This window comes from Paraniabella aurantiaca, from assembly GCF_050309965.1.
Lineage (GTDB): Bacteria > Bacteroidota > Bacteroidia > Chitinophagales > Chitinophagaceae > Niabella.
On the sequence record NZ_JBLOSY010000003.1, the window covers coordinates 152446 to 176364 of the forward strand.

Below are 23919 nucleotides of genomic sequence, written 5' to 3' on the forward strand. Positions count from 1 at the left end.
AAATCATGAGAAAGATTGCAGTTCTATTTCTGACGTTTCATCTGTTTTTTATGTCAGCCCATCAGGTGTACGGGCAATCCAGGAGTATTAATGGAACCGTAACCTCGGATGATCAGGCACCTTTGGCAGGCGTTACCGTAAAAATACAGGGAACAGACATTGCTGTAATGTCAAACGACCTGGGAAAGTTCACTGTTCAGGCAGCCAGGGGACAGGTTTTAGAATTGTCTTTTATCGGGTACGAAAATCGCACTTTTACTATTGGTGATGCCAACGAAATTTCGATTGTGTTACCAAGGGCCACAACGTCTCTGGAAGATGTTGTTGTGGTTGGCTATGGTACACAAAGAAGAGGTAACCTTACTGGCGCTGTTTCGACGGTGAATGTTGAAAAAACACTTCAGGGACGCCCTATAGCTGATGTGGGCAGAGGCCTGCAGGGAGCTGCAGCCGGATTAAGTGTAACAATTCCGAGTGGTGAAGTAGGTTCTGACCCAATCATCAAAATCAGGGGGGCCATTACCTCTTTCCAAGGTACTACCAAACCTTTGATCCTATTGGATAACGTAGAAATTCCGAGTATCCAGATTGTTAATCCTAATGATATTGCTACCATTACAATCTTAAAAGATGCCGCCGCCGCTTCTATATATGGTGCCAAAGCCTCTAATGGTGTTGTATTGATTACTACTAAAAAAGGTTCGGGAAGTCCTAAACCTCAGATCAACTACTCCAATAACTTCTCCTGGCAAAACATATGGAAAGACCTTGAGATGGCAGATGTAAATGCGCTCAAATACACTGTAGATGCTGCAGAGCGTGTGGGCATTACTACACCGGTAGGCGCTTTCTATTATGTGGACAGGGCCAGCTATCTAAAATCGGTGGAATGGAAAAACAAATATGGTGGTTCTATCGGCCCTGATGATCCCACTGTTTTCGGAAGAGACTGGTATGTACAGGGAGCCAGCAACCAAAAAATGGGGGTTCGTACCTACGATCCATACGATTATATGGTTAAAAATTGGGCGCCAACCCAACAGCATGATATCACTATTGGGCAAACAGTTGGTAAAACATCTTATAATGTAGGACTTGGGGTACTGAACCAGAGTGGTATGATGAAGCCCGCTAAAAAAGATGAGTTTACCCGTTACAATGCTGCAGTAAGACTATCCAGCGAAATCAATAAATATATCACTATCCGTGGCGGTGCTTTATACTCTGAAAGAAATAAAGAATATCCTTACATCACTAACTCAACTACTGCCGATCCCTGGCTTTATTTATACAGATGGGGGCCGCTCTACCCTTTTGGCAGAGATGAAAATGGCGATCCTATACGTAGTCCGGCTAGCGAGGCTGCAGCAGCCAATACAGCCAATATTCTTCAGAAATATATAAATATCAGCTTGGGTTCTACTCTTAATTTTACCAAGAACTGGAAATTTGATTTTGATTATACATATACGTCACAGGATGAAATATGGAAACGCCCGGGCACCCGTTATACGGCGCGTAATTCATGGGTAGCGCCTAAAGCAAGGGTCAACTCAAGCGGGCAACCTGTTTATGTGGATAGTACTGGTAATGTGGTATCCAGTACTGCTCCGGGGGCAATGCCAGCGTTTGACCTTTCTAATGATATGTACACAGCCCTCGGATCTAACCCCGATCATATCTTCCGCCAGGTAACCAATTTTAACAGCAGCACTATTAATGCTTTTACCACATATAACTGGGATCTGAAAGAGGATCATAACTTCAAATTTATTCTGGGAGTTAACCGTGTTGCTGCTACTACAGAATGGCAATCGCAACAGGTAAATCAATTAACCGACATTAACAACCCGCAGTTCAATTTTGCCGTAGGGGCCCCTCCTATTGTATTTGGAGATAAAACCTGGGAATCGCAGTTAGGTTACTTCGGACGTATCAACTATGCTTTCAGAAATAAATACCTGTTAGAAGCCAATTTGAGATATGACGGTTCTTCTAAATTCTCCTCCGATCTCTGGTGGCGTTGGTATCCTTCCTTCTCCGCAGGTTGGGTGATCAGCGAAGAAAAGTTTATGGACTGGAGCAAGCCGGTTTTAAGCTTCTTGAAGGTAAGAGGATCATGGGGATCCATAGGAGACCAAACGGTGCCTAATACATTTTACCTACCCCTCATGTCAAGTGGCCTGTCTACTTGGATAGGTGGAAATGGCCAAAAACTTCCTTTTGTAGGCACTCCCCAGGCAATCGTTCAAAACATTACCTGGCAGGACATTGAAACTAAAAACCTGGGTGTTGATATTGGTTTGCTCAAAAATAAAATTAATATCGCATTTGAGCTTTACCAGAGAAACACCAATAACATGATTGTTCCGATGGAAGGCGTCCCACTGACATTTGGTATCGGTGCTCCACAAGGCAATTTTGGCTCGCTGCAAACAAATGGCTGGGAGTTAACGGTAGACTTTAATCACCGCTTTGCCAACGGCCTTGGCATTAATTTACGTGGAAATATTGCAGACGCTAAAACAAGGATCAAACAATACGGGTCGTCTACACAGGTTAATGGCAACTACAACGGCAAAGATATCGGAGAAATATGGGGTTATCGCACAGACAGGCTATATCAAATGAGCGACTTTGAATTGGATGCCTCTGGCAAGCCTCAGTTAATAACGCTTACCGCTAATGAAGTGCCATCTAAGTATGTAGGGCAAAAAGCTTATAAGTTAAAGCCAGGTGCCAATGGAGAGAAACCAATGTACCAGACCTTTCTCCAAAACACCTCCAACTTTTATTTTGGACCTGGCGATGTTAAATTCAGGGATATCAACGGAGATGGTGTAATAGATAATGGAAGCGCATCATTAGCTGACCATGGCGACCTTGAAGTAATCGGAAATACCAATCCAAGGTATGAATATGGCTTCCGCATAGGTACCGATTATAAAGGCATTGATTTAAGCGTATTTTTCCAGGGCGTAGCCCGCAGGCAGATATGGGGCGATGGCTTTTTAGCTATTCCAGGTTACAACTCAGCTGATGGAGCAATGCCGGAAGCCATAGCCGGTAATTATTGGACTTCCAACAACACAGGTGCATTTTACCCAGCTGCCTATAACAACGCAGGCAGCAGCGTAAATAATAACATGCAGGTACAAGACCGTTATTTGTTAAACATGGCTTACCTGAGATTGAAAAACCTAACGGTAGGTTATTCGCTTCCACAGGATATTATGAAAAAGATTTGGGTTAACTCGCTAAGAGTATATGTGGCCCTGGAAAATTTTGTAACCTGGGATCATCTCAATGGCCTGCCAATAGACCCCGAAACCATTAACGGGTATTCTATGTGGAATACGACCAACTATAATGCAGGTCGTACCGGTGTAGGCATCCCCTCCTTTAAAAGTTTTTCTTTTGGCGTTCAATTAAACTTCTAAAAATGAAAATAATGAATCAATATAAATTTTTACTGAGTCTTGGAATAGCCGGCCTTACTTTTTTCTCCTGTAGCAAGGACCTTCTGGACAGACCGCCACAAACCAGTTACATTGATGAAACAGGATTATATTGGAGAAATGAAGATGATTTAAGAATGTTTGCTACCGGTTTTTACTCCAACTACTTCAATGGGTATAACACCGGCTTTACCCTGGACTACGCTCCCCTGAGAGGTTATACTTTTAACGACGATGTAACCGGGAAAAATGTGCAGTCGAATTTTGAAAATACTGTTCCTTCATCAAGAGGCTCTAATCTTGAAAGTGCCGCCTGGCTACAACAATATTCCGGTCCGACCTGGAATTTCTCGTGGGTTCGAAAAGCCAACATCTTTATTAATCGCATCGACAGCATTGCTAAACCACTTATATCAGAAGATGCCTATAAACACTGGAGTGCTGTGGCAAAATTCTTCAGAGGTTATGAATACTCCAGATTGGTAAGCGTATTTGGCGATGTACCTTACTTTAGCAAGCCGATACCAGAAACCGATTTTCCCACTTTGTATAAAGACAGGGACAACAGAGGTGTTGTAATGGATAATGTTTATGACGATTTTAAATATGTACTGGCCAATATTAGAACTAATGACGGCACCCAGTTCTTAAACAAGTATATTGCTGCGGCCTTTATTTCGCGTTTTATGTTATTTGAAGGCACTTATGAGCATTATCATGGCCTGGATGCAGCACGCGCTAAAAAATACCTGGAGTTAGCTGTGGAAGCAGCCGACCTTGTAATGAGCAATACTAACTATAAATTCACCAGTGACTTTAAAGCCTTATTTGCGTCTGATAATCTAGCGGGAAATGCAGAAGTGATCATGTACAGAACATACGACCCAGCATTACAGGTAACCCATTCTATCGGCTCCTACTCCAATGGTACCGAGGTTGTAGGTGTAGATCCAAACCTGGTGTTGATCAAATCATTTATATTAACGGATGGCAAACCCTGGCAAAACTCATCAGTAACTAATGCCGGCAATTTTTCTATTGCCAACCTGGTTAAAACAAGGGATCCGCGTTTCGAAGCCTCATTTATCGACAAAGCTAATGCCGCTTCCTCTACACTCTTGTACGGATACAAATTTGCGTCAAGAGAAGCTATTACTTATATCGGAAAAACTTATCCCCCGGCATGGGGTAGTAACACCAATACCAGTGACGCGCCTGTTATCAGGTTGGGTGAAGTAGTTTTAAACTGGATTGAGGCAAAAGCCGTTTTAGCCCAATACTATAGCGGGGCTGCAATAACGCAAGCCGACTTAGATAAGTCTGTTAATGCCATACGCGGCCGGCCTTTGGATGCAGCAGCCACTGCTAAAGGTGTTCAAAAAACCGCCTCATTGTCTCTGGCATCGCTTCCTGATGATCCTTCCAGGGATGCAGATGTACCTGCGTTGATATGGGAGATACGTAGAGAACGACGCATGGAGTTTGTACTGGAGAACTTCCGTTTACTCGACCTGAAACGCTGGAAAAAACTTCAATACATGAACTTTAATAGCAACCCCGACTACTTCCTAGGACCCTGGGTTGATATTCCTGCTGAAATTCCCACCTATCTTACCACGGCTACGGTGAACCGTGTAAGAGTTAAAAAAGCCGATGGCACTATTGTTACGTGGAATGGAAATAACAGGTCAGATATGGTAGGTTACTGGATGGTAGAAAATGCGAGTAACCGGCTGGACTTCAACGACCGGGTTTATTTATCGCCCATAGGACTTCAACAAATCAACGAATACAAAGAGCGTGGCTACACGCTTACTCAAACTACCGATTGGTAAAGTATATGAAGTTGAGAGAAGCCGGATTTTTATTCCGGCTTTTTTGCTTTTATCTATTTTCAGTGTCGCAGAAAAAATTTGCAAATTTTTCCTGCTTTTTGCAGGTTTTTGCGGAAATGGCTATATCTTTAAGACAGATTTAACAAAACAGTAATAATTGCTTAAGAAAGAACGACAAGCCTACATCATGCATCAGCTCAATCTTCATAATAAAGTATTGAGCGTTGATTTGTGCAGTGAAATTGCGGTTTCTGAAGATACCATCAGAAGAGACCTGCAGGAGTTGTCGGAAGCCGGTCAGCTGATAAAAGTGCATGGAGGTGCCCTGTCTATGGCATTTAATGAAGTGCAGTTTTCGCCTATCAATGTTTATTCGCAGGCGCATAAGAAGCTTATCGTTAGCAAAGCATTACAATTGATACAAAGCGGGATGTTTGTCTTAACCAGCGGGGGTACAACTATACTGGAATTGATCAGGGCCCTTCCTCCTCAGTTAAAATTGACAATTATGACAGGGAGCATTCCTGTTATCAATGCCTGCATGGCACACCCTAAACTCGATGTAGTAGTAATTGGCGACAAATTATCGCGCGACTCTAAACTGACAGTTGGTGCCGAAGCTATTCAAAAGATCAGCCATGTCAATGCCGATCTATGCTTTTTGGGCACCAATGCTATTGACACCCAACATGGTCTTACAGACAATGATTGGGAAGTTGTTCAAATAAAGAAGGCAATGGTAAGTTCGGCATCAAAAGTAATTTGCATGACGATCTCGGAGAAACTGCAGACTTACCAACCCATCAGTGTGTGCAAAATAGAAAAAATCGATTACCTGATCACTGAACTAGACCCTTCGGACAAAACACTGGCCCCTTTTAAGCAGGCTGGTGTAACGGTAATGTAATTTAGTCCACAACCGGGAAGTATTAACACGTTCATACTAAAACTTAAAATATAGATGATGAGAAAACTATTCTTTCTAAAAGTCCTGTCAATCATCCTGCTTTTCGCGTATCCAGACTACTTAAAAGCGCAAGTCGTTTCAGGAACCGTTTTAGCAGACGACGATGGATCCCCATTGATAGGCGTCACCGTGGCTAACGAGAACACAAACCTAAGAACAGTTACCAATACTTCCGGAGGTTATGCTATCAACGCGGAGAAAGGCAATATCTTAACTTTTACCTTTATTGGATACCTTACCAAGACTGTAACTGTGGGAGAATCCAAAACAATATCACTTAGAATGTCGCAAGGTGGCGTAGATCTGGATAATGTGGTGATCACTGGTTATGGACAAGCCAGATCGAAAAGATCATTAGGTTATCAGGCGCCATCCGTTAAGGGCGATGACCTTGCCAGCACACAGAGAGATAATTTTCTTAATTCATTAGCAGGCAGGGTACCAGGTTTACAGGTAACTTCCACATCAGGTTTGCCTGGCGCAAGTGCGCAGATAATGTTGCGGGCGGGCACATCTATTGGGGGCAACAACGCTCCCTTATTTGTGGTTGACGGCCTACCAGTTTCCGATGGTGGAATGAATCAGGAAGACCTCGCGCAATCCAGCGGTACGGCCTTCGCCAACCGAAACAGTGACTATTCTAACAGAATCGCAGATATCAATCCCAATGATATTGAAAGCGTAGTAATACTTAAAGGCCCTGAAGCTACGGCACAATTTGGATCAGATGGAGCGTCGGGTGCCATAGTGATCACCACCAAAAAAGGCAGGGCAGGTCGAACATCTTTAAACTATAACAATTCATTCAGCTTTTCGGAAGTTTATAGGTTCCCTCAACTACAGGAAGTTTATACCAGAGGCTCCGACGGGGTATTTGACCCCAACTCCTATAATGCCACTTACGGTTACCGTTTTTTTGGTCCCAGGTATGCAGAGGGCACTAAGTTTTATGATAACATACAAAACTTTTTCCAGAACGGTAAAGCTCAGCGTCATGGAGTCTCTCTCACATCCGGAACCAACATTTTGAATTATAGATTATCGGCCGGCTATTTTACATCAAATGGTGTAGTACCTAACACTACACTGGAACAATATACGTTTAACATCAGTGCAACTGCTCAGTTGAGGAAAAACATCAATTTGCAAACAGACATCTTTTATACTAATTCTGCTAATGATAAGGCACCCAAGGGTCAGGGTACCTACTACCTAAACCTGATTACTTATCCCAGAGATGTGGATGCCAGCATTTATATGAACCCTGACGGATCAAGGCGAACAATCCGGAATGTTGCACCCAGTGCAGAATTGAACAACCCGTTCTGGGATGTATACAAGAATATTTCCAATGATCAAAGTAGCAATATGCGGGGAAATGCGAACTTGAAAATCGGAATTGCCAAAGGTCTTACTGCAACTGGGCTATTCTCCATTAACACGATCTCTGAAAACGGCTTGCTGCTGTATCATCCCTATTCAAGAGAATATTTCACACAGGGCGGTTTAATCAGTACTTATCAATCTGATGCGCTTAACGTTACAGGAACGGGGAGATTGGATTATAATTTCAAATTCGCTTCGAAATTCACAAACGATGCATATGCTGGTGTTTATTTAGAGAATAATAAGCGTAAGATCAATTCACAGCGGGGTGAGCGCTTTTACGAACCGGACTTTGCGTCAATCAACAATACTGATCCCACGACCAGGCTTTCGACACTTCAGGAAAGAGAGACAAGAAAAATACGTTTTTACGGAGGATACACGCTGGGATATGACAATCTTCTCTTTGTGACCCTAACTGGCACTCGCGAAGGTGTATCAACTTTTATGTCTAAGTTCAGAGACCAGCAACCCTTCTTTAATTACGGATCTGCTTCAGGAAGCTTTGTTTTCTCAGACCTCGATTTCATGCAGGCAACGAAAGGATGGTTAAGTTTCGCCAAGCTTCGCGCCTCTTATGCCACCACAGGTAAAGGACCATATTCTCCTTATGTCATTGATAATGCTTTTCAATCGGTAACTTCTACAGGTGGCGGCTACGCTTTCAATTCTACAGGGAATAACTATAACTTGAGACCAGAAATATCTAAGAACATGGAATTTGGCGGAGAAGCACAATTCTTTGGCAAACGCCTGTCCATCGATGTTGCTTGGTTTAGAAATGATGTAAAAGATAATATATATGCTACCAGAACCAGCTATGCAAGCGGCACGATATTAAAATGGGTAAACGGAGGACAGTTAACAGCTAAAGGATGGGAAATTCAATTAATGGGACAAGCTGTAAAAAGCAAAGACTTTAATTGGGATGTAATCGTCAACTTCGATAAGTCTAAAGCTATCGTAAATAGTTTGCCAGGTGGCCTTCCTTTTTATTATGATTCAGACACCTGGGTTTTTGGCAACATGAGATCACAGGTTGAAGTAGGTCAATCGTTAGCTACCCTATCTGGCTATGACTTCGAACGCAACAATAAAGGGCAATTATTAATTAGTCCAACTACAGGTTTACCAACGGCTTCTATCGCCACTTTCAGAGCAATTGGAGATCGTCAACCTGATTTTAAGTTCGGGTTGATCAACAACCTGAATTATAAGAATTTCGTGTTGTCATTTAACCTTGATTTCAGAAAAGGTGGTGACGTGTTTAATGCTAACGAAATGATGATGACTATTATGGGAGTAAGCAAAAGAACATTAGATAGGGAACAACCCAGAGTAATTCAAGGAATACTAAAAGATGGGCTGGAAAATACAGACAACCCTACAATAAATACCATTGCAGTTAACCCCTATTTTAGAAGTTCCTATTACAACGGCATTTTTGCTGAAGCAGACTATATCGAAAATGTTAACTGGATGCGCTTAAGAGACGCTACGCTGGCTTATCGTTTCGGAGAGTCTTTGTTAAGACGTACCAAATTTATCCGCACCGCTTCACTGTTTGTCACCGGAACTGATCTATTCCTTATCACTAATTATACCGGTATGGACCCCAATACCAATGCTTTGAACTCATCTAATGCCCGTGGTTATGGCGGAGCGGGTATCGACTGGGGGGCAATACCCACGCCTCGTGCTTTCAACTTTGGATTAAAATTAGGTTTCTAAACTTCGCAAACTGTAGTATATGAAAATTAAAGTAGCATTAATAATAGCTTGTAGCGTTATCATCGTATCATCCGGATGTAAGAAATGGCTGGACATCAATTCCGATCCCGACACCACACAAGAGCCATCTAATTCATCAGTACTTCCACAAATGCTTGCGGCTATTCCCACAGCATTGCAGGTGGATGGGGGCATGTATATTGCTAAATATACCCAAAACTGGTTAACGCTTGCTGTGAGCAATAATAACGTGTATGATATCCAAGGATTCACTTTTAGCGGTGGCACTATGGCTTCTACATGGAACATGGTTTATTTTGCATACGGTAAGAATATGGAATACATGCTTGAAAACGCCAAACGACTTAATCAAAATGATTTTCTTGGTGTAGGCCTCGCATTGAAATCATGGGCATATCAACATGGAACTGACTATCATTCAGATATGCCTTTCTATGAAACCTTTATTCAGGATAGCTTTAAATTCAGGTATCAAACGCAAGAGGTTATTTACAAAGTGGTAGATTCTATGTGCAGAGACGCCTTAGTATATTTGAATTCCGCAATAGGCAATCCAGCCAATACTATAGCAAGAGGTGATATGGTGTACGCCGGCGATTTGAGAAAATGGAAGAAATTCGTCTATGGCGTTTTAGCGCGTAATTATAATCATCTTTCTAAAAAATCTGCGCTATATCAACCAGACTCAGTTATAAAATATTGCGATAGTTCGCTGGCTATTGCAGCAGATGACTTTTGTGTACCGTTCGACGCAACAATTAATGCCAATGCGAACTATTTCGGAACCTACCGTGACAATATGACGGCTATGCGTCAGAGCAATTTTATAGTACGCCTTCTTGACGGCACTATATTTTCAGGCATAAGCAATGCCGCCACAAGAGACCCACGGCTATCCCATATGCTTTCCGCCTCACATGACACAACAAATGGAAATGGAGGATATAGGGGAGTAGATGCGGCTCAGGGAGATCCTTTTTCAGCCCTGAATGCTCCGGAATCTTATCTGGTAAATGGTCTTCCACCTGCTTCCGGTACAGCTTTGACCACTTATAATAATTCGAGGAAAAAAGTTGCTATCCCATTTGGCGATAGTTTATATTTCAATCCAGGCACGGCAGATTTTAGCAAACCAGGTGGCAAATACCTGTTTAAAAATAAGGCGCCCTTCCCCGTGATGACTGCGTCAGAAATTCAGTTTATTAAAGCTGAAGCCGCATTCCTCAAAGGTGATATAACGAAAGCCTACGACGCATATAAAAAAGGAATCAATCTCCATTTTGATTTTATCAATAGAAATTATAACGAGGTGAGAGGGTCATCAAGTATTTATCACATTAATCCGATTACTTCGTCCGCTAGAAACAGCTACCTGGCTAGTACGAATGTAAGACAAAATGCAGCCACCCTTACCTTGACGGACATCATGGAGCAGAAGTATATTTCGCTTTGGGGCTGGGGTTTTATTGAAACCTGGACAGATATGAAGAGATATGATTATTACGACACTCAAGATGCCTCTTTCGCTAATTTCTTAAACATTTATAAAGGGTTTAACCCTAATATCGTCTGGGACCAGAGAAATAACTTTAAAATGGCACAAAAAGTCCGCCCCCACTACACTTCCGAATTCACTTACAATATAGATGAGTTAAGAAGGCTCGGAATTCTTGACAACAACTGGCATGTAACCAAAATGTGGATTACTGAACCTTAATCTAATTATTTATCTTATTAAAAGAGAACAATGAATAAGCTCAAAATACCTTTTACTGCTATTATAATAGTCATAGCGCTAATAATAGCCTGCAAGAAAAATGAACTGCGTCAGTCACCGTTTGACGGTATCGATGGCAAGGCCATGGTTAAGATTAATTACTCATGTCCCTATTTTTCAAAAACCACAGCCCCCGTTATCCCCAACAGGCAGGTTTGGATCAGGATCAATGGAAACATCGTAAGCAGTCCTATCACTTATTCTACGCCTTATCCGGGTGGAGGCCTTAATACAGGTGGCAACTCTTTTGCTGATTATTTATCTGCAAATCCGGGTATGAATACTATAAGTCTCGTCATGCTATATGTTGGAGATAGCACAAAGAGAGGTAAAGATTCAGTAGTACTTCACACTACAGAGGTAGACTTAAAGGCTGATACTTATCAGACGATCCACTTTACTGACACAGCGAGTAGGATTCAAAATGTAATCACTTACGACCCTTATGACAAACCCGATTCCGGTTGGGCGCTCTATAAATTTGTAAACCTGATTCCCAACTCAGGCCCTTTAGACTTATATTGGGGTACAACAAAAATTGCCTCTAATATTGCTTTTAAACAAGTATCAGATACGTTCAGGCTTCAGGCAGGTATTATTGCCAACTGGAGCCTCAGAAAAAAAGACAGTACTACAACATTAGGCAGCGTTTATACGGGTAATGCCAGTTCAGTAGCCAATCAACGGGTGTTTACTGTATATGCCAGAGGTTATGACAGTTTACCCTCCACTGACGTAAGAAACCCAAGAGTGTCTTTGCTATATAATAGGTAGGATTCTATTCAACTTAAATCGTTAAATCAATATGTTTCACCTAATTCAAAAGTACTTCTATTTGTCCATGCCTCCTTAGACTTACGACCGAATAACACCCCCCATTTCACTTACCTTTAAATAAGCTATAATGAAAAAAACAATCACCACAGCCGGCACAATATTAATTCTGGCCTTCGTCGTTTTGACTCTTTCCAGTTATACTAATAACACTACAGAAATAATATACACTCCCAAAGCGATCACTGTAAAAACAGGGAAACTTCAACAAGGTTTTACCTCTCATTTTAATTATAAGCAATACCTTTTTTTAACACCACCCCCATCACCTGTTTATTACTCACTTAGTTTCGAAAATATCAACAGTGCTCCTTACTACTCTATGGCAGATGTTGTCATTCGATTTTACTCAGATCCTGACCTTTTAATTCCCTATTCAGCATCCAATTTAGCAGTAACATTAAATGAACAAAAACAGGGAAATTTATGTGGTTGCCAGCTGTCACAAACCGATCATAATTTTATCTGTAATGGATATGAAGTAACCCTTCTTTCTTCCGCGCCCTTGTGGCAATCCATTCATGGTTCAGGCGAGGTAGATGAATATTCTTATACTTATCAAATAACCAACCTGTAACACGGTCATAATTTCTCAAAAAATAACCCAACCAGATTCCGGCAAATGCCTATTATCTGAGTGGGTTATTTAATTCCAATAACCGTCCCCGAATGAAATTACCTTAACGGTCAATAAACATTAGTGATAAATATCTCGGCACCCGATGTAGCACCCAATACATATACCCAGCCTGAAGTAACGTTTTCGTAAGGGCTCAATGTAACGGTAAAATAATAATTAGGCGTACTGGTACCACCTTCTTCCCTTAAATATCCCTCAACAGTAATAGTCTGATCCGTAAGATTGGTTAAATCATAACCAAAATAATTGTACGGCCCTACTGGCGGATAATAAGAAACGACATTAGCCTGGACATAGGTTTCAAACTGAGCTTTACTTTCGAGCTTTGAAAAAAGACAAACGCATAATAAGGATAGTGTGATGAATGTTTTCATAAAAGATGTTTAAGTTCAGCAAAAAGATTTTCACCTAAAAGCGTCAACTATTATGCCGTGTTTTAACACGCGCCTACCCTTTTTGAGCTACAAGCCAATTTCGACCCCAGCTCTTACAATCACCCAAAAAACAAATAACTCACCGCCACAGCCGTTATTATACCTGCAAGGTCTGCAAGTAGCATGGTGCCTACTGCATAGCGGGTGTTTTTAATTCCAACTGCTCCGAAGTAAACAGCTACAATGTAAAAGGTAGTATCTGCTGACCCGCGGAATACAGAAGCCAGGTTCCCGGCAAATGAATCAGGGCCGTGTGATTTTAGGGTATCGATCATCATAGCGCGGGCGCCGCTTCCGCTAAAGGGCTTTAAAATGGCAGTGGGCAAAGCATCTACTATTCGTGCATCTCCACCCAAAAAAGCAAATAAGGCTTTGATGCCCTCCATTATAAAATCAAAAGCACCACTGTTACGCAACAAGCTTATAGCGACCAACAACCCTACCAGGTAAGGAATAATTCTTATAGCAGTTTCAAAACCGCCTTTTGCACCATCAACAAAAGCATCAAATATGGGCGCCTTTTTATATATACCTCCTACGATAATCAATAAAAAGATCAGCAAAATAAGGCCATTACTGAGGCTGGTAGAGAACAATTGTATGCCCTTTGCATCGAGCATACGTACGTACACAATCAATGCAGTAAATACAGCGGTAATCCCTAATACCCAGGCTATAATTACGGGTTGAAATACTTTAATACCCTGTTTAAAAGATACGATAACCATTGCAGTTATAGTTGCTACAAAAGTGGCGATCATACAAGGTATAAAAATCTCGGTAGGGAATTGCGATTTGAGCGCTACCCTATCAGCAATAATAACTGTTGGTATTAAAGTAAGCCCCGATGCATGCAGACATAAGAACATGATCTGTGCATTGGTAGCTTTGGTTTTATCCGGATTCAGCTCCTGCAAACTTTCCATAGATTTGATACCAAAAGGTGTAGCGGCATTGTCCAGCCCCAAAAGATTGGCCGAAAAGTTCATCACCATATGCCCCATAGCCGGATGATTCTTGGGTACTTCGGGAAAGATCTTAGAAAAAAACGGACCTATAATTCGGGATAAAAACCGCACTCCTCCTGCCTGCTCGGCAATGTTCATAAAGCCCAGGAAGAGCGCCATAATGCCGATCAGCCCAATACATAGCGTAACCGCATCTTTAGTAGTTTCAAAAACACCATTGGTAGATTGCAGGCTAAAGGTTTTAAACTGACCATTGCCTGAAGCAACCACCTGGTGTCCCTCCCATTTTACTCCATTTTGCCCGGCTGCCAGTTGGCTATGCACCAAAGCTGGCAAGGTTAGCGAATCAACAGCTTGCACAAAAGTGGTATCACCGCTTTTGCCCGTGACCATTTGTGTAAATATCTGCTTCTGGCTATCCTGAAACACAAACCTGCCTAAAGCCACCGCCAAAGCCACAATAATAAAGGCACTCCAGATTCTGCTTAATACCATACCGTTTTAATTCTGTTATTTCGTTTTATATTTTTTGAGCTCTTTTTTCAAAAAGTTCTCCAGCTGTTTTTTGGTAGGCAACATTACCGCATACTTAGATACAAACATTTTCTCTTCAATAGTTGCGCCGGCATACTCTACCATTGCATTATTTTTATCCGTCACCAGTAAGATACCAATAGGCGGATTATCCCCCTCCGTCCGGCAATTCTTTTCGTAATAGTTTAAGTAAGATTTTAATTGCGAAGCATGGTAGCTTACAAATTTTTCTACTTTTAATTCTATCAGTACATGACAATGTAAAATACGGTGATAAAATACCATATCAACAAAAAAATATTCATCGCCAATCAGCAGTCTCTTTTGTCTTGCTTCAAAGCAAAACCCGTTCCCTAACTCCAGGATAAATTTCTCCAGGTGAGTTAAGAGCGCAGTTTCCAATTCTGTTTCGTGTATCGTTTCCGATTGTGGTAACTCTAAAAAATCAAAAAAATAGAAATCCTTGATCACATCTGCAGCCTGTGCGGGCTTTATCTTTTTCTCTATTTCCTGTAAGGAAAGCTTTTTATTTTGAGAGAGGCCTGTTCTCTCATAGGATAATGTATGAATAGCTCTTCTTAAATCTCGTACCGAAGGCTGCGTATGAATCAGCAACAATTCATAATAAAGCCTTTTATAGGCGTCATCTATTTTAATAAGTTCGGTAAAATGTGAAAAAGACGCCGAAGCAAATAATTGAACAATATGTTTTTTATATTGAGCAACAGTAACTCCTTTTATCGGGGAAGATACCCGGTTGCCTGAAACGCTTGCCACGACTGGCTTAGACAGGTCAGACACTGTCTGACCTATTGGTATTATTTGTTGAAATTCGTCAGACACTGTCTGACCTATTGAGGAATAACAAAGATAAAACCTGCGGAAATTTTTCAGGTTCGTTTCAGAAAGCCCGCTGATCTTTATGCGCCGTGCCAGCTTTTCTAAAAGTAAGTCTCCGTATTTTGCCCTGTCCTCTCCCTTCTGCTCAAACTCCACAATATAAAACCCGATGAGCCAGTTACGAAGTGTAATATGGCGGTTTACTGCATTTACAGCCGATTGCTGCAGCAGTACATGGGTTTTAGAAATGGAAGAAAGCAGCCCTTTAAAGTCCATTATCAAAAATAAGAAGATTATTGTAAGACCCGGCCTCCATTTAAAATACTTACCTTTGCAGACTTTTATAAGCCGGCTATTCAAAACCGGCCAATATTAAACAGTAAATTTCAATTCATTATGGCTTTACAAGCAGGGATAGTAGGTTTACCCAACGTAGGAAAATCAACCTTATTTAACGCGGTAAGCAACAGCGCCAAAGCACAGGCCAGCAACTACCGTTTTTGTACTATTGAACCCAATGTTGGCCTGGTAGATGTTCCGGATGAGCGTATTTCCAAACTGGCCGAACTGGTGCAACCCGACCGTACCGTACCCACTCAAATTGAAATAGTAGATATTGCAGGTCTTGTAAAAGGCGCCAGCAAAGGAGAAGGATTAGGAAACAAGTTTTTGGCTAATATTCGCGAAGTTGACGCCGTAATACATGTGATCCGCTGCTTTGAAGACGAGAATGTATTACGCGAGGAAGGCGTTATCAACCCCGTAAGCGATAAAGAGATCATCGATACTGAATTGCAGCTGAAAGACCTGGATAGTGTTGAAAAACAGATCCAGAAAAAAGAAAAACAAGCGAAAACAGATCCGAAGGCAAAAGTTGAACTGGAAGTGTTACAACGCTGCAAGGCGCACCTGGAGCAAGGCAAAAGCATTCGTGCGCTGGACTTAAGCAAAGAAGATAAATTAGCCATAGCCGATTTGTTTTTATTGACAGACAAACCGGTTTTGTATGTTGCCAATGTAGATGAAGCCTCTATGCATACAGGTAACAAATACTCTGAAGCTTTGCAAAAAGTGGCCGCAGCAGAGGGTGCAGAAATCATCATCATGAACAATTCCATAGAGGCACAGATCTCTGAAATGGACGACCCGGATGATAAAGCACTATTTATGGACGAGTACAAGATGACAGAACCCGCATTGAGCCGCCTGATCCGCTCTGCATACAAACTTTTAGGCCTGAATACTTATTTCACCGCCGGTGTACAGGAAGTACGTGCCTGGACCTTCCACGAAGGATGGAAAGCCCCACAATGTGCGGGTGTGATACATACCGACTTCGAGAAAGGTTTTATTAAAGCAGAGGTAATTGGCTATAACGATTATATCACCTATAAATCAGAAGCCGCTGCAAGAGATGCAGGCAAACTTAGAATTGAAGGCAAAGAGTACCTGGTGAAAGATGGAGATGTAATGCATTTCAGGTTTAACGTTTAATCATAACAACATCATCGATACTACAAACCCGGCTAATGCCGGGTTTTGTTATTTTGAACAGTATATTTTAAGCATACAACTGCCGCACTATCTAACTAAAGGACCAGGAGGCTACATCCTCTAAGGTCGCTATGATCCATTCTTCCGGTTACCTCAAACTGGCCATTGTCATGCAAAACACCCATATCATCGGTAGCTATAAAGCTGCAGGAATAAATATTGGCCAGGTCGATCACATTGATCAACCCTCTTGTTGAACCTGTCGCAGTGGCTTTTAAAGTTAGCGGATCTTCTTCATCTCTCAGTACTACACGCATCCAGGCAGGGGTTTGAAAGAGCCCGTTTCCTTTAGAATAAGCCTGGGATAATAACTCTGTCATACCATACTCTGAATGTACTTCCTGTATTGCAAAAGCATCCTTCAATATATCATGCACTTCCTGCCTGATCATTTCCTTTCGACGGCCTTTCATGCCACCCGTTTCCATTACCACCGTATGCTGCAATGGCAGCCGGTACTTCTCCACAAAATCAAGCAAACCAAAAGTCACCCCAATCAATAAAGTCTTCTGCCCCGCCTGCTCTAAAGCCTGCAGCGATTCATACAGCTTTTCAAAATCATACAAATAAAAACCACTCTTCTCATGCCCGCTTTGTTGTACCAGCTCCTCCACCATATAAACCAGTGAAGAGTGCTGACGCTCGAGATAAGAAGGCAATAATCCCAGCACACACCATTCAGAAGGATTACCATAAAAATGTTCAAAGGCAGCTAAAAAACTTTGCTCGTAAATTTTCTTCCGCTTTACATAATGCCTGCTATTAATTGTTTCAGTCGTGCCGCTGCTTTCAAATAGCACTTCCGGTTCAAAAACGGTTGCTGTAACATGATGTGTTTTGAAAAAACGAATGGGCAGAAAGGGTATTTTAGAAAACTCTGTTACTGTTGCAGCATCAATTTTAAGCGCGTCTACATATTTTGCGTAAATGCTGTTGTATTCATATTGAAACCAGAAGACCTCCAGGCACATCTTATTAAAGTCAAATGAGCTGCTGAAGATTTCATTAACCAGGTTGGTTTCAATATCCATGTATTTTTAAATATTTTTGAGCAAAAGTAATTTCATTGCCGGCATCTTACAATAGAAAGTTTTTTGATTTTATTATTTTCAGCAACATTTTTATAGCCCTGTGTGCCATAGCCATGGCTGGATATAGCACCCATCTCTTTTCTTTGGGCTTTCCACCGGCACATTTCGCAGGCTTTTTGTTTTTTTCAACACTGGCCAGCTACAGTATTCACTGGTACCTCACCGATGAAACTACAGAAATAACGGCATCCCGCACTCCCTGGCTTAGCAGAAACAAATGGCTCCACGCTACTTTTTTTGTTATCAGTTCTATTGGTTGCGCGTTCTTTTTATTGAAAGAATTAGGTTATATCAAATGGATAGTACCCGCTATATTTTTAACGCTGCTGTACACGGCTCCTAAGTTTCCTCTTCAGCCTTTTACTACGCTTAAAAAATTCATTTTGGGGAAAACCATATTACTGGCGCTAATGTGGACCTATGTAACGTCGGCACTTCCTTTTTTTATTATCAGCAAGCCGTGGGAACCTCTATATACACTCTTTTTTATCAACCGTTTCACACTAATTTTCCCTATTTGCATCCTATTCGATTTAAGGGACAAGGACTATGACAAACTAACAGGTGTTAAGAGCCTGGTAACTTTATTACCTCCCCAAAAAATAAAAATAGTATTCAACATATTTGTGATGCTCCACTTGATTACAGCCTTACTAGTCGCTTATTTTTCGGATTTCGGCCTTGTGGATAATTTTATTTTATTGATTCCTATCATCTTAACTTTTTCCTTGTATAATAGAGCTATAAAAACCAAGAATGATTATTTATTTTATTTTATCTTAGACGGGTTAATGGCACTCTCGCCTATACTGTACTTTATAAAACTTACCTTAGCGGTACAATATTTGCGAGGTATTTAAATATCTTATTTCGACAATGCATACTTCATTCGTAAAAATTATACACTTTAGCAGGCTGGTAAAAATCAGCGGAAGGTTGAGGGAGTTTAACTACAAAAAAAATAATAACGCAGGCGATTATGTTTTTGATGTAGATACAGCTGACGACCGCGGAAACCGTATATTTTTCAGGCTTAGCAAAAATGATAATGAGTGGTCAATAACCTCTAAACAGACAATTCCTGAATGGATAGGGCAACATATCCAACAACTGGTATCTGAGTTGGAAGAGGGTATTTTAACCAACTAAAATTATTCAAGAGAGGTTAGCGCCTCTCTTTTTTTTGATTCACTGGTATTTCAGCCGCCATAACCTTACCCGAAAGCCCCGCTGTTTCACCCACTACCACACCTGAAATAATAAGAGCTATCAAAAGATAGCTAATCGGCCAATTCTGAAACAAAGGAAATTCCCTGTGAGGATCCTCATAATCAGCCACAAAATACATTACTTTTAAAGCCATGAATATCGAAGGAAATATTGTGGATGTAGCGGCTGGCAGCATTCATCCCGGAAGAATAACAGTGAACAATGGAGTGATTGAAAGCATTGAGCCCGTCGAAGGGGTCCATTTTGATCATTTTATTTTACCGGGCTTCATAGACAGTCATGTTCATATAGAAAGCAGCATGCTGATTCCCTCCGAATTTGCCCGGTTGGCGGTAGTACATGGAACTGTGGCAACGGTAAGCGACCCCCACGAAATAGCCAATGTTTGTGGCCTGGAAGGCATTGAATACATGATCAGCAACGGCAAAACCGTTCCTTTCAAATTTAATTTTGGCGCCCCCAGCTGTGTACCGGCTACCAGCTTTGAAACGGCCGGCGCTGTTTTGGATGTAGATGATGTAAGAACTTTACTTGAGAAGCCTGAAATAAAATATCTCAGCGAGATGATGAATTTCCCGGGCGTCTTAAACGGTGATGCCGAAGTATTGCACAAAATAAAAGCAGCTCATGATCTTGGGAAACCTGTAGATGGCCATGCCCCGGGTTTGAGAGGCGAAGAGGCCCAAAAGTATATAAAAGCGGGCATCAGTACCGATCATGAATGCTTTACTGCAGAAGAAGCGCTGGATAAACTGGGGCTTGGTATGAACATACTGATCAGGGAAGGAAGCGCGGCTAAAAACTTTGAAGCATTGATTGAGCTGCTTCATGATTACCCGGACCAGATCATGTTTTGCAGCGATGACAAGCATCCCGATAGCCTGGAAGCCGGTCACATTAACGAACTTTGCGCAAGAGCTGTTGAAAAAGGTATTGATGTTTTCAAGGTACTCAAAGCAGCCTGCCTGAACCCCGTTCAACATTACAGGCTGGATGTTGGCCTATTAAAAACCGGGGACGCGGCAGATTTCATCGTGGTAAAAGATCTGGATCATTTTGAGGTTATTCAAACCTATATTAACGGACAGCTGGTTGCCGAAAACGGCCACACATTAATTGAATCGCAGGCCTCGGGTATTGTCAATAATTTCGATTGCACACCCAAAACTGCAGAAGCATTTGCTGTTAAGGCAGATGGGGCTACCTGGTTAAGAGTAATTGAGGCTTTAGACGGGCAATTGATCACGCATCCGCTTTCAGCCACGGCGAAAACCGAGAACGGATATATCATTGCCGATGTTGAAAATGACATTCTTAAAATAGCGGTTGTCAACCGGTATTATGATGCTCCGGTAGCCACTGCATTTATTAAGAATTTTGGCCTGAAAAAAGGAGCGCTGGCCTCATCGGTAGCGCATGACAGTCATAATATTGTAGTGGTAGGTGTAGATGATGAAAGCATCTGTAAAGCAGCAAACCTGGTAATTGAGCAGAAAGGGGGCATAAGTGCGGTAAATGGCACAAAAGAAGCAGTACTATCCCTGCCGGTTGCCGGGTTAATGAGCGTTGAAGACGGGTATACAATTGCCAAGTCTTATACCGCTATCGACTCAATGGCTAAGGACATGGGCAGCCGCCTAAGTGCCCCGTTTATGACCTTGTCTTTTATGGCCCTCCTGGTGATTCCGGCCCTGAAACTGAGCGATAAAGGGCTTTTTGACGGCACTAAATTTGAATTTGTGGAGGTAACAGAAAATTAGCAATGTTACTGACCGACCCAACTCCGCCGTTCACCGATATATTAAGTTTACATACAATAAATGTGTTGCAACAGGAGTTAAGGCGTGCTATTTTTACTTAAAATTGAAAACAATGAGCGAAAACAATCCATACAACACAGAAATGTATAAAAGTGAGCCAGGAGGCTACCAGCAGCCAGATCCTAACAATTTCCGACCTAAACAATCACAGAGCCATCTTTGGATAGGCGGCTTCCTGCTGATCATAGGTGTTGTTTATTTATTAAGACGTATTGGCATCGACCTGCCGGATTTCATCTTCTCCTGGCCGATGCTTCTTATCACATTAGGCCTGTTCGTTGGCATACGTAAAAATTTCGAAGGACCGGGCTGGATGATCATGGTGCTGATTGGTTCTATATTCCTTATCAACAATTACTTTTTTCCGGGAGAATTAAGGAGGTTTATACTGCCCATTATTTTAATAGGATCAGGTTTGTTTTTTATTTTCCGTCCAAAAGGTTCAAAAAACTACATCCAGTTTGATGATGGGGGCACTTCTCCCATCGCGGGCGCTTCCGGACAGGATTATATCGACACAACCTCTATATTTGGCGGCTCTAAGAAAAAAGTATTTTCCAAAAACTTCAGGGGCGGCGATATGACTAATATTTTTGGCGGTACCGAGATTGACCTCTCGCAGGCTGATTTAATGGGCACGGCCGTTTTAGATGTAACCGCTTTATTTGGCGGAGCCACATTAATTGTACCTTCTAACTGGAATGTTATTTCAGAAGCAGTTGCTATTATGGGCGAAGTAAAGGATAAACGTGTTATGAAAGGATTACCCGAAATCAACAAAACGCTTTTAATTAAGGGAACCGTGATATTCGGAGGTATTGACATTAAAAGTTTCTAGCAACCATAAGAATACCGATCAAATCAATATATCCAAACTGGCTAGTCCATGGTTTTAACGGCCATGGACTTGGCATTAAATTCAAAATAACTATAAACCAACCCGATGGCTTCACCTCTTTCAGCAAAAAGATTTATTGCGTCGCTAATCATTGGTTGGATAGTATTGGTAAGCGCACAGGCACTTATTCTATACGACTATAATTTTCCTATCAGCATCGTACTGGGCGATAGTTTCTTAAGTATTACTATGCTATTGCTGGCCAGCCTCCTGGTATTGAATATAACCCGTTATTATCTACCTACTTCCTACCAGTACATTGGTATTATCGCATCTTCATCTGTACTATCCCTTTTATGGCTACTGATTTCGAACAGTTCCCTGAAGATCATGTTTGAAGAACAGGCTGCCTACCTGGGCTTCCTGCACAACTCATTAGTTATACGGTATGCCTTTGCCTTCCTGGTACTCACTATTGTCACTATTGCTTCTATCTTATGGTATAACTGGCAGGAGCGAAAAAAGGAATTCAAAAGAAAATCTGATGTGGAGGCACTTTCCCGGGAAGCAGAATTATTTAAGTTGCGTCAGCAGTTACAACCCCATTTCCTGTTCAACAGTTTGAACTCCATTAATGCATTGATAGGGCTGGACCCTCAACAGGCGCGAAAAATGGTACAGCAGCTATCTGACTTCCTGAGAGGCACACTTAAAAAGGAAGAGTCGCAAATGGTTACCTTAGATGAAGAAATAGGCTACCTAAACCTATACCTCGAAATAGAAAAGGTGCGTTTTGGCAACAGGCTGCAAACAAAAATAGATATTAGCGAAGGCTGCAAGCAGGCCTTATTACCCACTTTATTGTTGCAACCTATTGTTGAAAATGCTATTAAGTTTGGTTTATACGACACCACCGGCCAAACACTGATTACCATTGATTGCCGCTCAGAAGGTAATGAGCTGATCATTAGTGTCAAAAACCCTTTCGATCCTGAAACATCTATGCCTAAAAAAGGAACCGGCTTTGGATTATCCTCAATAAAAAGGAGATTATATTTGCTTTTCGCAAGAAATGATTTGTTAAGCACTGCTACACACGATACTATTTTTGAAACAACCGTAAAAATTCCGCAACAGGTATGAGTAAAGTAATTATTATAGATGATGAGTTTTTAGCCAGGAGCATGGTTAAAGAATATCTGAAAAAACATCCGCAGCTCGAAGTGGTGGCGGAATGCGGCGATGGCTTCGAGGGCTTGAAGGCGATCCAGGAACACGAGCCCGACCTCATCTTCCTGGATATACAAATGCCAAAGATCAGTGGTTTTGAAATGCTGGAACTCGTAGAAAATCCTCCTGCAGTTATTTTTGCAACTGCTTTCGATGAGTATGCTATAAAAGCTTTTGAAGCGCATGCTATCGATTACCTTTTAAAGCCTTTCGACCAGGAGCGTTTTGATAAGGCCGTGTCTAAATTTGCAGCCCAGAATCGCCCGGCAGCAGTGGAAAATACCAAAGAATTACTGAACGACGCTCAGTTACCCGGCAGCAATAACCGCATCGTTGTAAAAAATGGCAGTAAGATCAAGATCATACCGGTGCAGGAAGTATTATACCTTGAAGCTGCTGATGACTTTGTAAAAATATTTACCAAAGAAGGTTATTACCTCAAGAATAAGACGATGTCATTTTTTGAATCTTTCCTCCCGGCAGATATGTTTGTACGCAGCCACCGTTCTTTTATCGTAAATATTCAGGAAATCACCCGCATTGATCCTTACGAGAAAGACGGACACGTGGCTATACTTAAAAATGGCGCTAAGATCAATGTAAGCCGCAATGGATACGGTAAACTAAAAGGCGTTTTAGGATTATAAAAAAACAACAGAATATCGGCCCTTAGAGCCGCCAATAAAAAATGGTGATCAGCTTGCTGACCACCATTTTTTTATCTATTATTT

The 23919-nt window shown here is 41.6% G+C and carries 19 protein-coding genes; 14 read left to right on the forward strand and 5 right to left on the reverse strand.

The features are described 5' to 3' along the window. The first annotated feature begins 5 nt into the window (after window positions 1-5). The 7 genes from ACLOAU_RS23885 (at window position 6) to ACLOAU_RS23915 (ending at window position 12586) form a co-directional block, all read left to right on the forward strand. A complete protein-coding gene (locus tag ACLOAU_RS23885; protein WP_427864444.1) occupies window positions 6-3440 on the forward strand; it encodes a SusC/RagA family TonB-linked outer membrane protein in 3435 nt (1144 codons plus the stop codon). Between the two features lie 11 nt (window positions 3441-3451). Continuing rightward, entirely contained in the window at window positions 3452-5293 is a 1842-nt protein-coding gene (locus ACLOAU_RS23890) for a RagB/SusD family nutrient uptake outer membrane protein (RefSeq protein ID WP_427864445.1), read from the forward strand. Between the two features lie 157 nt (window positions 5294-5450). Next, a complete protein-coding gene (locus ACLOAU_RS23895; protein ID WP_427864446.1) occupies window positions 5451-6200 on the forward strand; it encodes a DeoR/GlpR family DNA-binding transcription regulator in 750 nt (249 codons plus the stop codon). A 54-nt stretch (window positions 6201-6254) separates the two neighbouring features. Continuing rightward, on the forward strand, window positions 6255-9377 hold the full coding sequence (locus tag ACLOAU_RS23900) for a SusC/RagA family TonB-linked outer membrane protein (protein WP_427864447.1): 3123 nt from the start codon (window positions 6255-6257) through the stop codon (window positions 9375-9377). A 19-nt stretch (window positions 9378-9396) separates the two neighbouring features. Beyond that, window positions 9397-11115 (forward strand): SusD/RagB family nutrient-binding outer membrane lipoprotein, encoded by a 1719-nt coding sequence (locus tag ACLOAU_RS23905; protein ID WP_427864448.1) that lies wholly within the window; start codon window positions 9397-9399, stop codon window positions 11113-11115. Between the two features lie 30 nt (window positions 11116-11145). Then, a complete protein-coding gene (locus ACLOAU_RS23910; protein WP_427864449.1) occupies window positions 11146-11949 on the forward strand; it encodes a DUF4397 domain-containing protein in 804 nt (267 codons plus the stop codon). Between the two features lie 130 nt (window positions 11950-12079). Next, complete coding sequence (locus ACLOAU_RS23915) at window positions 12080-12586, forward strand: hypothetical protein (RefSeq protein ID WP_427864450.1); 507 nt, start codon at window positions 12080-12082, stop codon at window positions 12584-12586. A gap of 110 nt (window positions 12587-12696) precedes the next feature. On the opposite strand, the gene ACLOAU_RS23920 is transcribed toward ACLOAU_RS23915, so the two are convergent. From ACLOAU_RS23920 to ACLOAU_RS23930, 3 genes are all read right to left on the reverse strand, one after another. Continuing rightward, a complete protein-coding gene (locus ACLOAU_RS23920) occupies window positions 12697-13023 on the reverse strand; it encodes a hypothetical protein (protein ID WP_427864451.1) in 327 nt (108 codons plus the stop codon). Between the two features lie 119 nt (window positions 13024-13142). Further along, window positions 13143-14546, reverse strand: a complete 1404-nt coding sequence (locus ACLOAU_RS23925) for a nucleoside recognition domain-containing protein (RefSeq protein ID WP_427864452.1) — start codon at window positions 14544-14546, stop codon at window positions 13143-13145. Window positions 14547-14561: 15 nt separating this feature from the next. Continuing rightward, the gene (locus ACLOAU_RS23930; RefSeq protein WP_427864453.1) at window positions 14562-15701 is read right to left on the reverse strand and encodes a PDDEXK nuclease domain-containing protein; all 1140 of its coding nucleotides are present in this window, start codon (window positions 15699-15701) and stop codon (window positions 14562-14564) included. Between the two features lie 120 nt (window positions 15702-15821). Between ACLOAU_RS23930 and ychF the strand changes: the two genes are divergently transcribed. Further along, a complete protein-coding gene (gene ychF / locus ACLOAU_RS23935) occupies window positions 15822-16919 on the forward strand; it encodes a redox-regulated ATPase YchF (protein WP_427864454.1) in 1098 nt (365 codons plus the stop codon). Window positions 16920-17014: 95 nt separating this feature from the next. Here ychF and ACLOAU_RS23940 read toward each other — a convergent pair whose 3' ends face one another. Next, window positions 17015-18010, reverse strand: coding sequence for a LuxE/PaaK family acyltransferase (locus tag ACLOAU_RS23940; RefSeq protein WP_427864455.1), 996 nt, complete (start codon window positions 18008-18010; stop codon window positions 17015-17017). 113 nt (window positions 18011-18123) lie between these two features. Here ACLOAU_RS23940 and ACLOAU_RS23945 point away from each other — a divergent pair, with 113 nt between their 5' ends. Together ACLOAU_RS23945 and ACLOAU_RS23950 are read left to right on the forward strand one after the other, a co-directional pair. Then, window positions 18124-18930 carry a UbiA family prenyltransferase gene (locus ACLOAU_RS23945; RefSeq protein WP_427864456.1) on the forward strand — a complete coding sequence of 269 codons (807 nt, stop codon included), beginning with the start codon at window positions 18124-18126 and terminating at the stop codon, window positions 18928-18930. Between the two features lie 16 nt (window positions 18931-18946). Then, window positions 18947-19219, forward strand: a complete 273-nt coding sequence (locus tag ACLOAU_RS23950) for a hypothetical protein (protein ID WP_427864457.1) — start codon at window positions 18947-18949, stop codon at window positions 19217-19219. A gap of 16 nt (window positions 19220-19235) precedes the next feature. On the opposite strand, the gene ACLOAU_RS23955 is transcribed toward ACLOAU_RS23950, so the two are convergent. Continuing rightward, the gene (locus ACLOAU_RS23955; RefSeq protein ID WP_427864458.1) at window positions 19236-19433 is read right to left on the reverse strand and encodes a hypothetical protein; all 198 of its coding nucleotides are present in this window, start codon (window positions 19431-19433) and stop codon (window positions 19236-19238) included. Here ACLOAU_RS23955 and ade point away from each other — a divergent pair. The 4 genes from ade to ACLOAU_RS23975 all read left to right on the forward strand — a co-directional run bounded on the left by ade (window position 19432) and on the right by ACLOAU_RS23975 (window position 23835). Further along, window positions 19432-21060, forward strand: a complete 1629-nt coding sequence (ade, locus tag ACLOAU_RS23960) for an adenine deaminase (protein ID WP_427864459.1) — start codon at window positions 19432-19434, stop codon at window positions 21058-21060. The genes ACLOAU_RS23955 and ade overlap by 2 nt on opposite strands. A gap of 112 nt (window positions 21061-21172) precedes the next feature. After that, entirely contained in the window at window positions 21173-21958 is a 786-nt protein-coding gene (locus tag ACLOAU_RS23965; RefSeq protein WP_427864460.1) for a LiaF transmembrane domain-containing protein, read from the forward strand. Between the two features lie 105 nt (window positions 21959-22063). Then, entirely contained in the window at window positions 22064-23101 is a 1038-nt protein-coding gene (locus ACLOAU_RS23970; protein WP_427864461.1) for a sensor histidine kinase, read from the forward strand. Further along, a complete protein-coding gene (locus ACLOAU_RS23975; RefSeq protein ID WP_427864462.1) occupies window positions 23098-23835 on the forward strand; it encodes a LytR/AlgR family response regulator transcription factor in 738 nt (245 codons plus the stop codon). The genes ACLOAU_RS23970 and ACLOAU_RS23975 overlap by 4 nt, the downstream gene beginning before the upstream one ends. The last annotated feature ends 84 nt before the right edge of the window (window positions 23836-23919 follow it).

What these genes read in the sequence shown, in the direction of transcription:
- ACLOAU_RS23930 (WP_427864453.1), bottom strand. Translation starts at nt 15,701, where the DNA reads ATGGACTTTAAAGGGCTGCTTTCTTCCATTTCTAAAACCCATGTACTG.
- ACLOAU_RS23905 (WP_427864448.1), top strand. Translation starts at nt 9,397, where the DNA reads ATGAAAATTAAAGTAGCATTAATAATAGCTTGTAGCGTTATCATCGTA.
- ACLOAU_RS23945 (WP_427864456.1), top strand. Translation starts at nt 18,124, where the DNA reads ATGGCTGGATATAGCACCCATCTCTTTTCTTTGGGCTTTCCACCGGCA.
- ACLOAU_RS23965 (WP_427864460.1), top strand. Translation starts at nt 21,173, where the DNA reads ATGAGCGAAAACAATCCATACAACACAGAAATGTATAAAAGTGAGCCA.
- ACLOAU_RS23970 (WP_427864461.1), top strand. Translation starts at nt 22,064, where the DNA reads ATGGCTTCACCTCTTTCAGCAAAAAGATTTATTGCGTCGCTAATCATT.
- ACLOAU_RS23900 (WP_427864447.1), top strand. Translation starts at nt 6,255, where the DNA reads ATGATGAGAAAACTATTCTTTCTAAAAGTCCTGTCAATCATCCTGCTT.
- ade (WP_427864459.1), top strand. Translation starts at nt 19,432, where the DNA reads ATGAATATCGAAGGAAATATTGTGGATGTAGCGGCTGGCAGCATTCAT.
- ychF (WP_427864454.1), top strand. Translation starts at nt 15,822, where the DNA reads ATGGCTTTACAAGCAGGGATAGTAGGTTTACCCAACGTAGGAAAATCA.
- ACLOAU_RS23890 (WP_427864445.1), top strand. Translation starts at nt 3,452, where the DNA reads ATGAATCAATATAAATTTTTACTGAGTCTTGGAATAGCCGGCCTTACT.
- ACLOAU_RS23955 (WP_427864458.1), bottom strand. Translation starts at nt 19,433, where the DNA reads ATGGCTTTAAAAGTAATGTATTTTGTGGCTGATTATGAGGATCCTCAC.
- ACLOAU_RS23920 (WP_427864451.1), bottom strand. Translation starts at nt 13,023, where the DNA reads ATGAAAACATTCATCACACTATCCTTATTATGCGTTTGTCTTTTTTCA.
- ACLOAU_RS23915 (WP_427864450.1), top strand. Translation starts at nt 12,080, where the DNA reads ATGAAAAAAACAATCACCACAGCCGGCACAATATTAATTCTGGCCTTC.
- ACLOAU_RS23910 (WP_427864449.1), top strand. Translation starts at nt 11,146, where the DNA reads ATGAATAAGCTCAAAATACCTTTTACTGCTATTATAATAGTCATAGCG.
- ACLOAU_RS23925 (WP_427864452.1), bottom strand. Translation starts at nt 14,546, where the DNA reads ATGGTATTAAGCAGAATCTGGAGTGCCTTTATTATTGTGGCTTTGGCG.
- ACLOAU_RS23975 (WP_427864462.1), top strand. Translation starts at nt 23,098, where the DNA reads ATGAGTAAAGTAATTATTATAGATGATGAGTTTTTAGCCAGGAGCATG.
- ACLOAU_RS23950 (WP_427864457.1), top strand. Translation starts at nt 18,947, where the DNA reads ATGCATACTTCATTCGTAAAAATTATACACTTTAGCAGGCTGGTAAAA.
- ACLOAU_RS23885 (WP_427864444.1), top strand. Translation starts at nt 6, where the DNA reads ATGAGAAAGATTGCAGTTCTATTTCTGACGTTTCATCTGTTTTTTATG.
- ACLOAU_RS23940 (WP_427864455.1), bottom strand. Translation starts at nt 18,010, where the DNA reads ATGGATATTGAAACCAACCTGGTTAATGAAATCTTCAGCAGCTCATTT.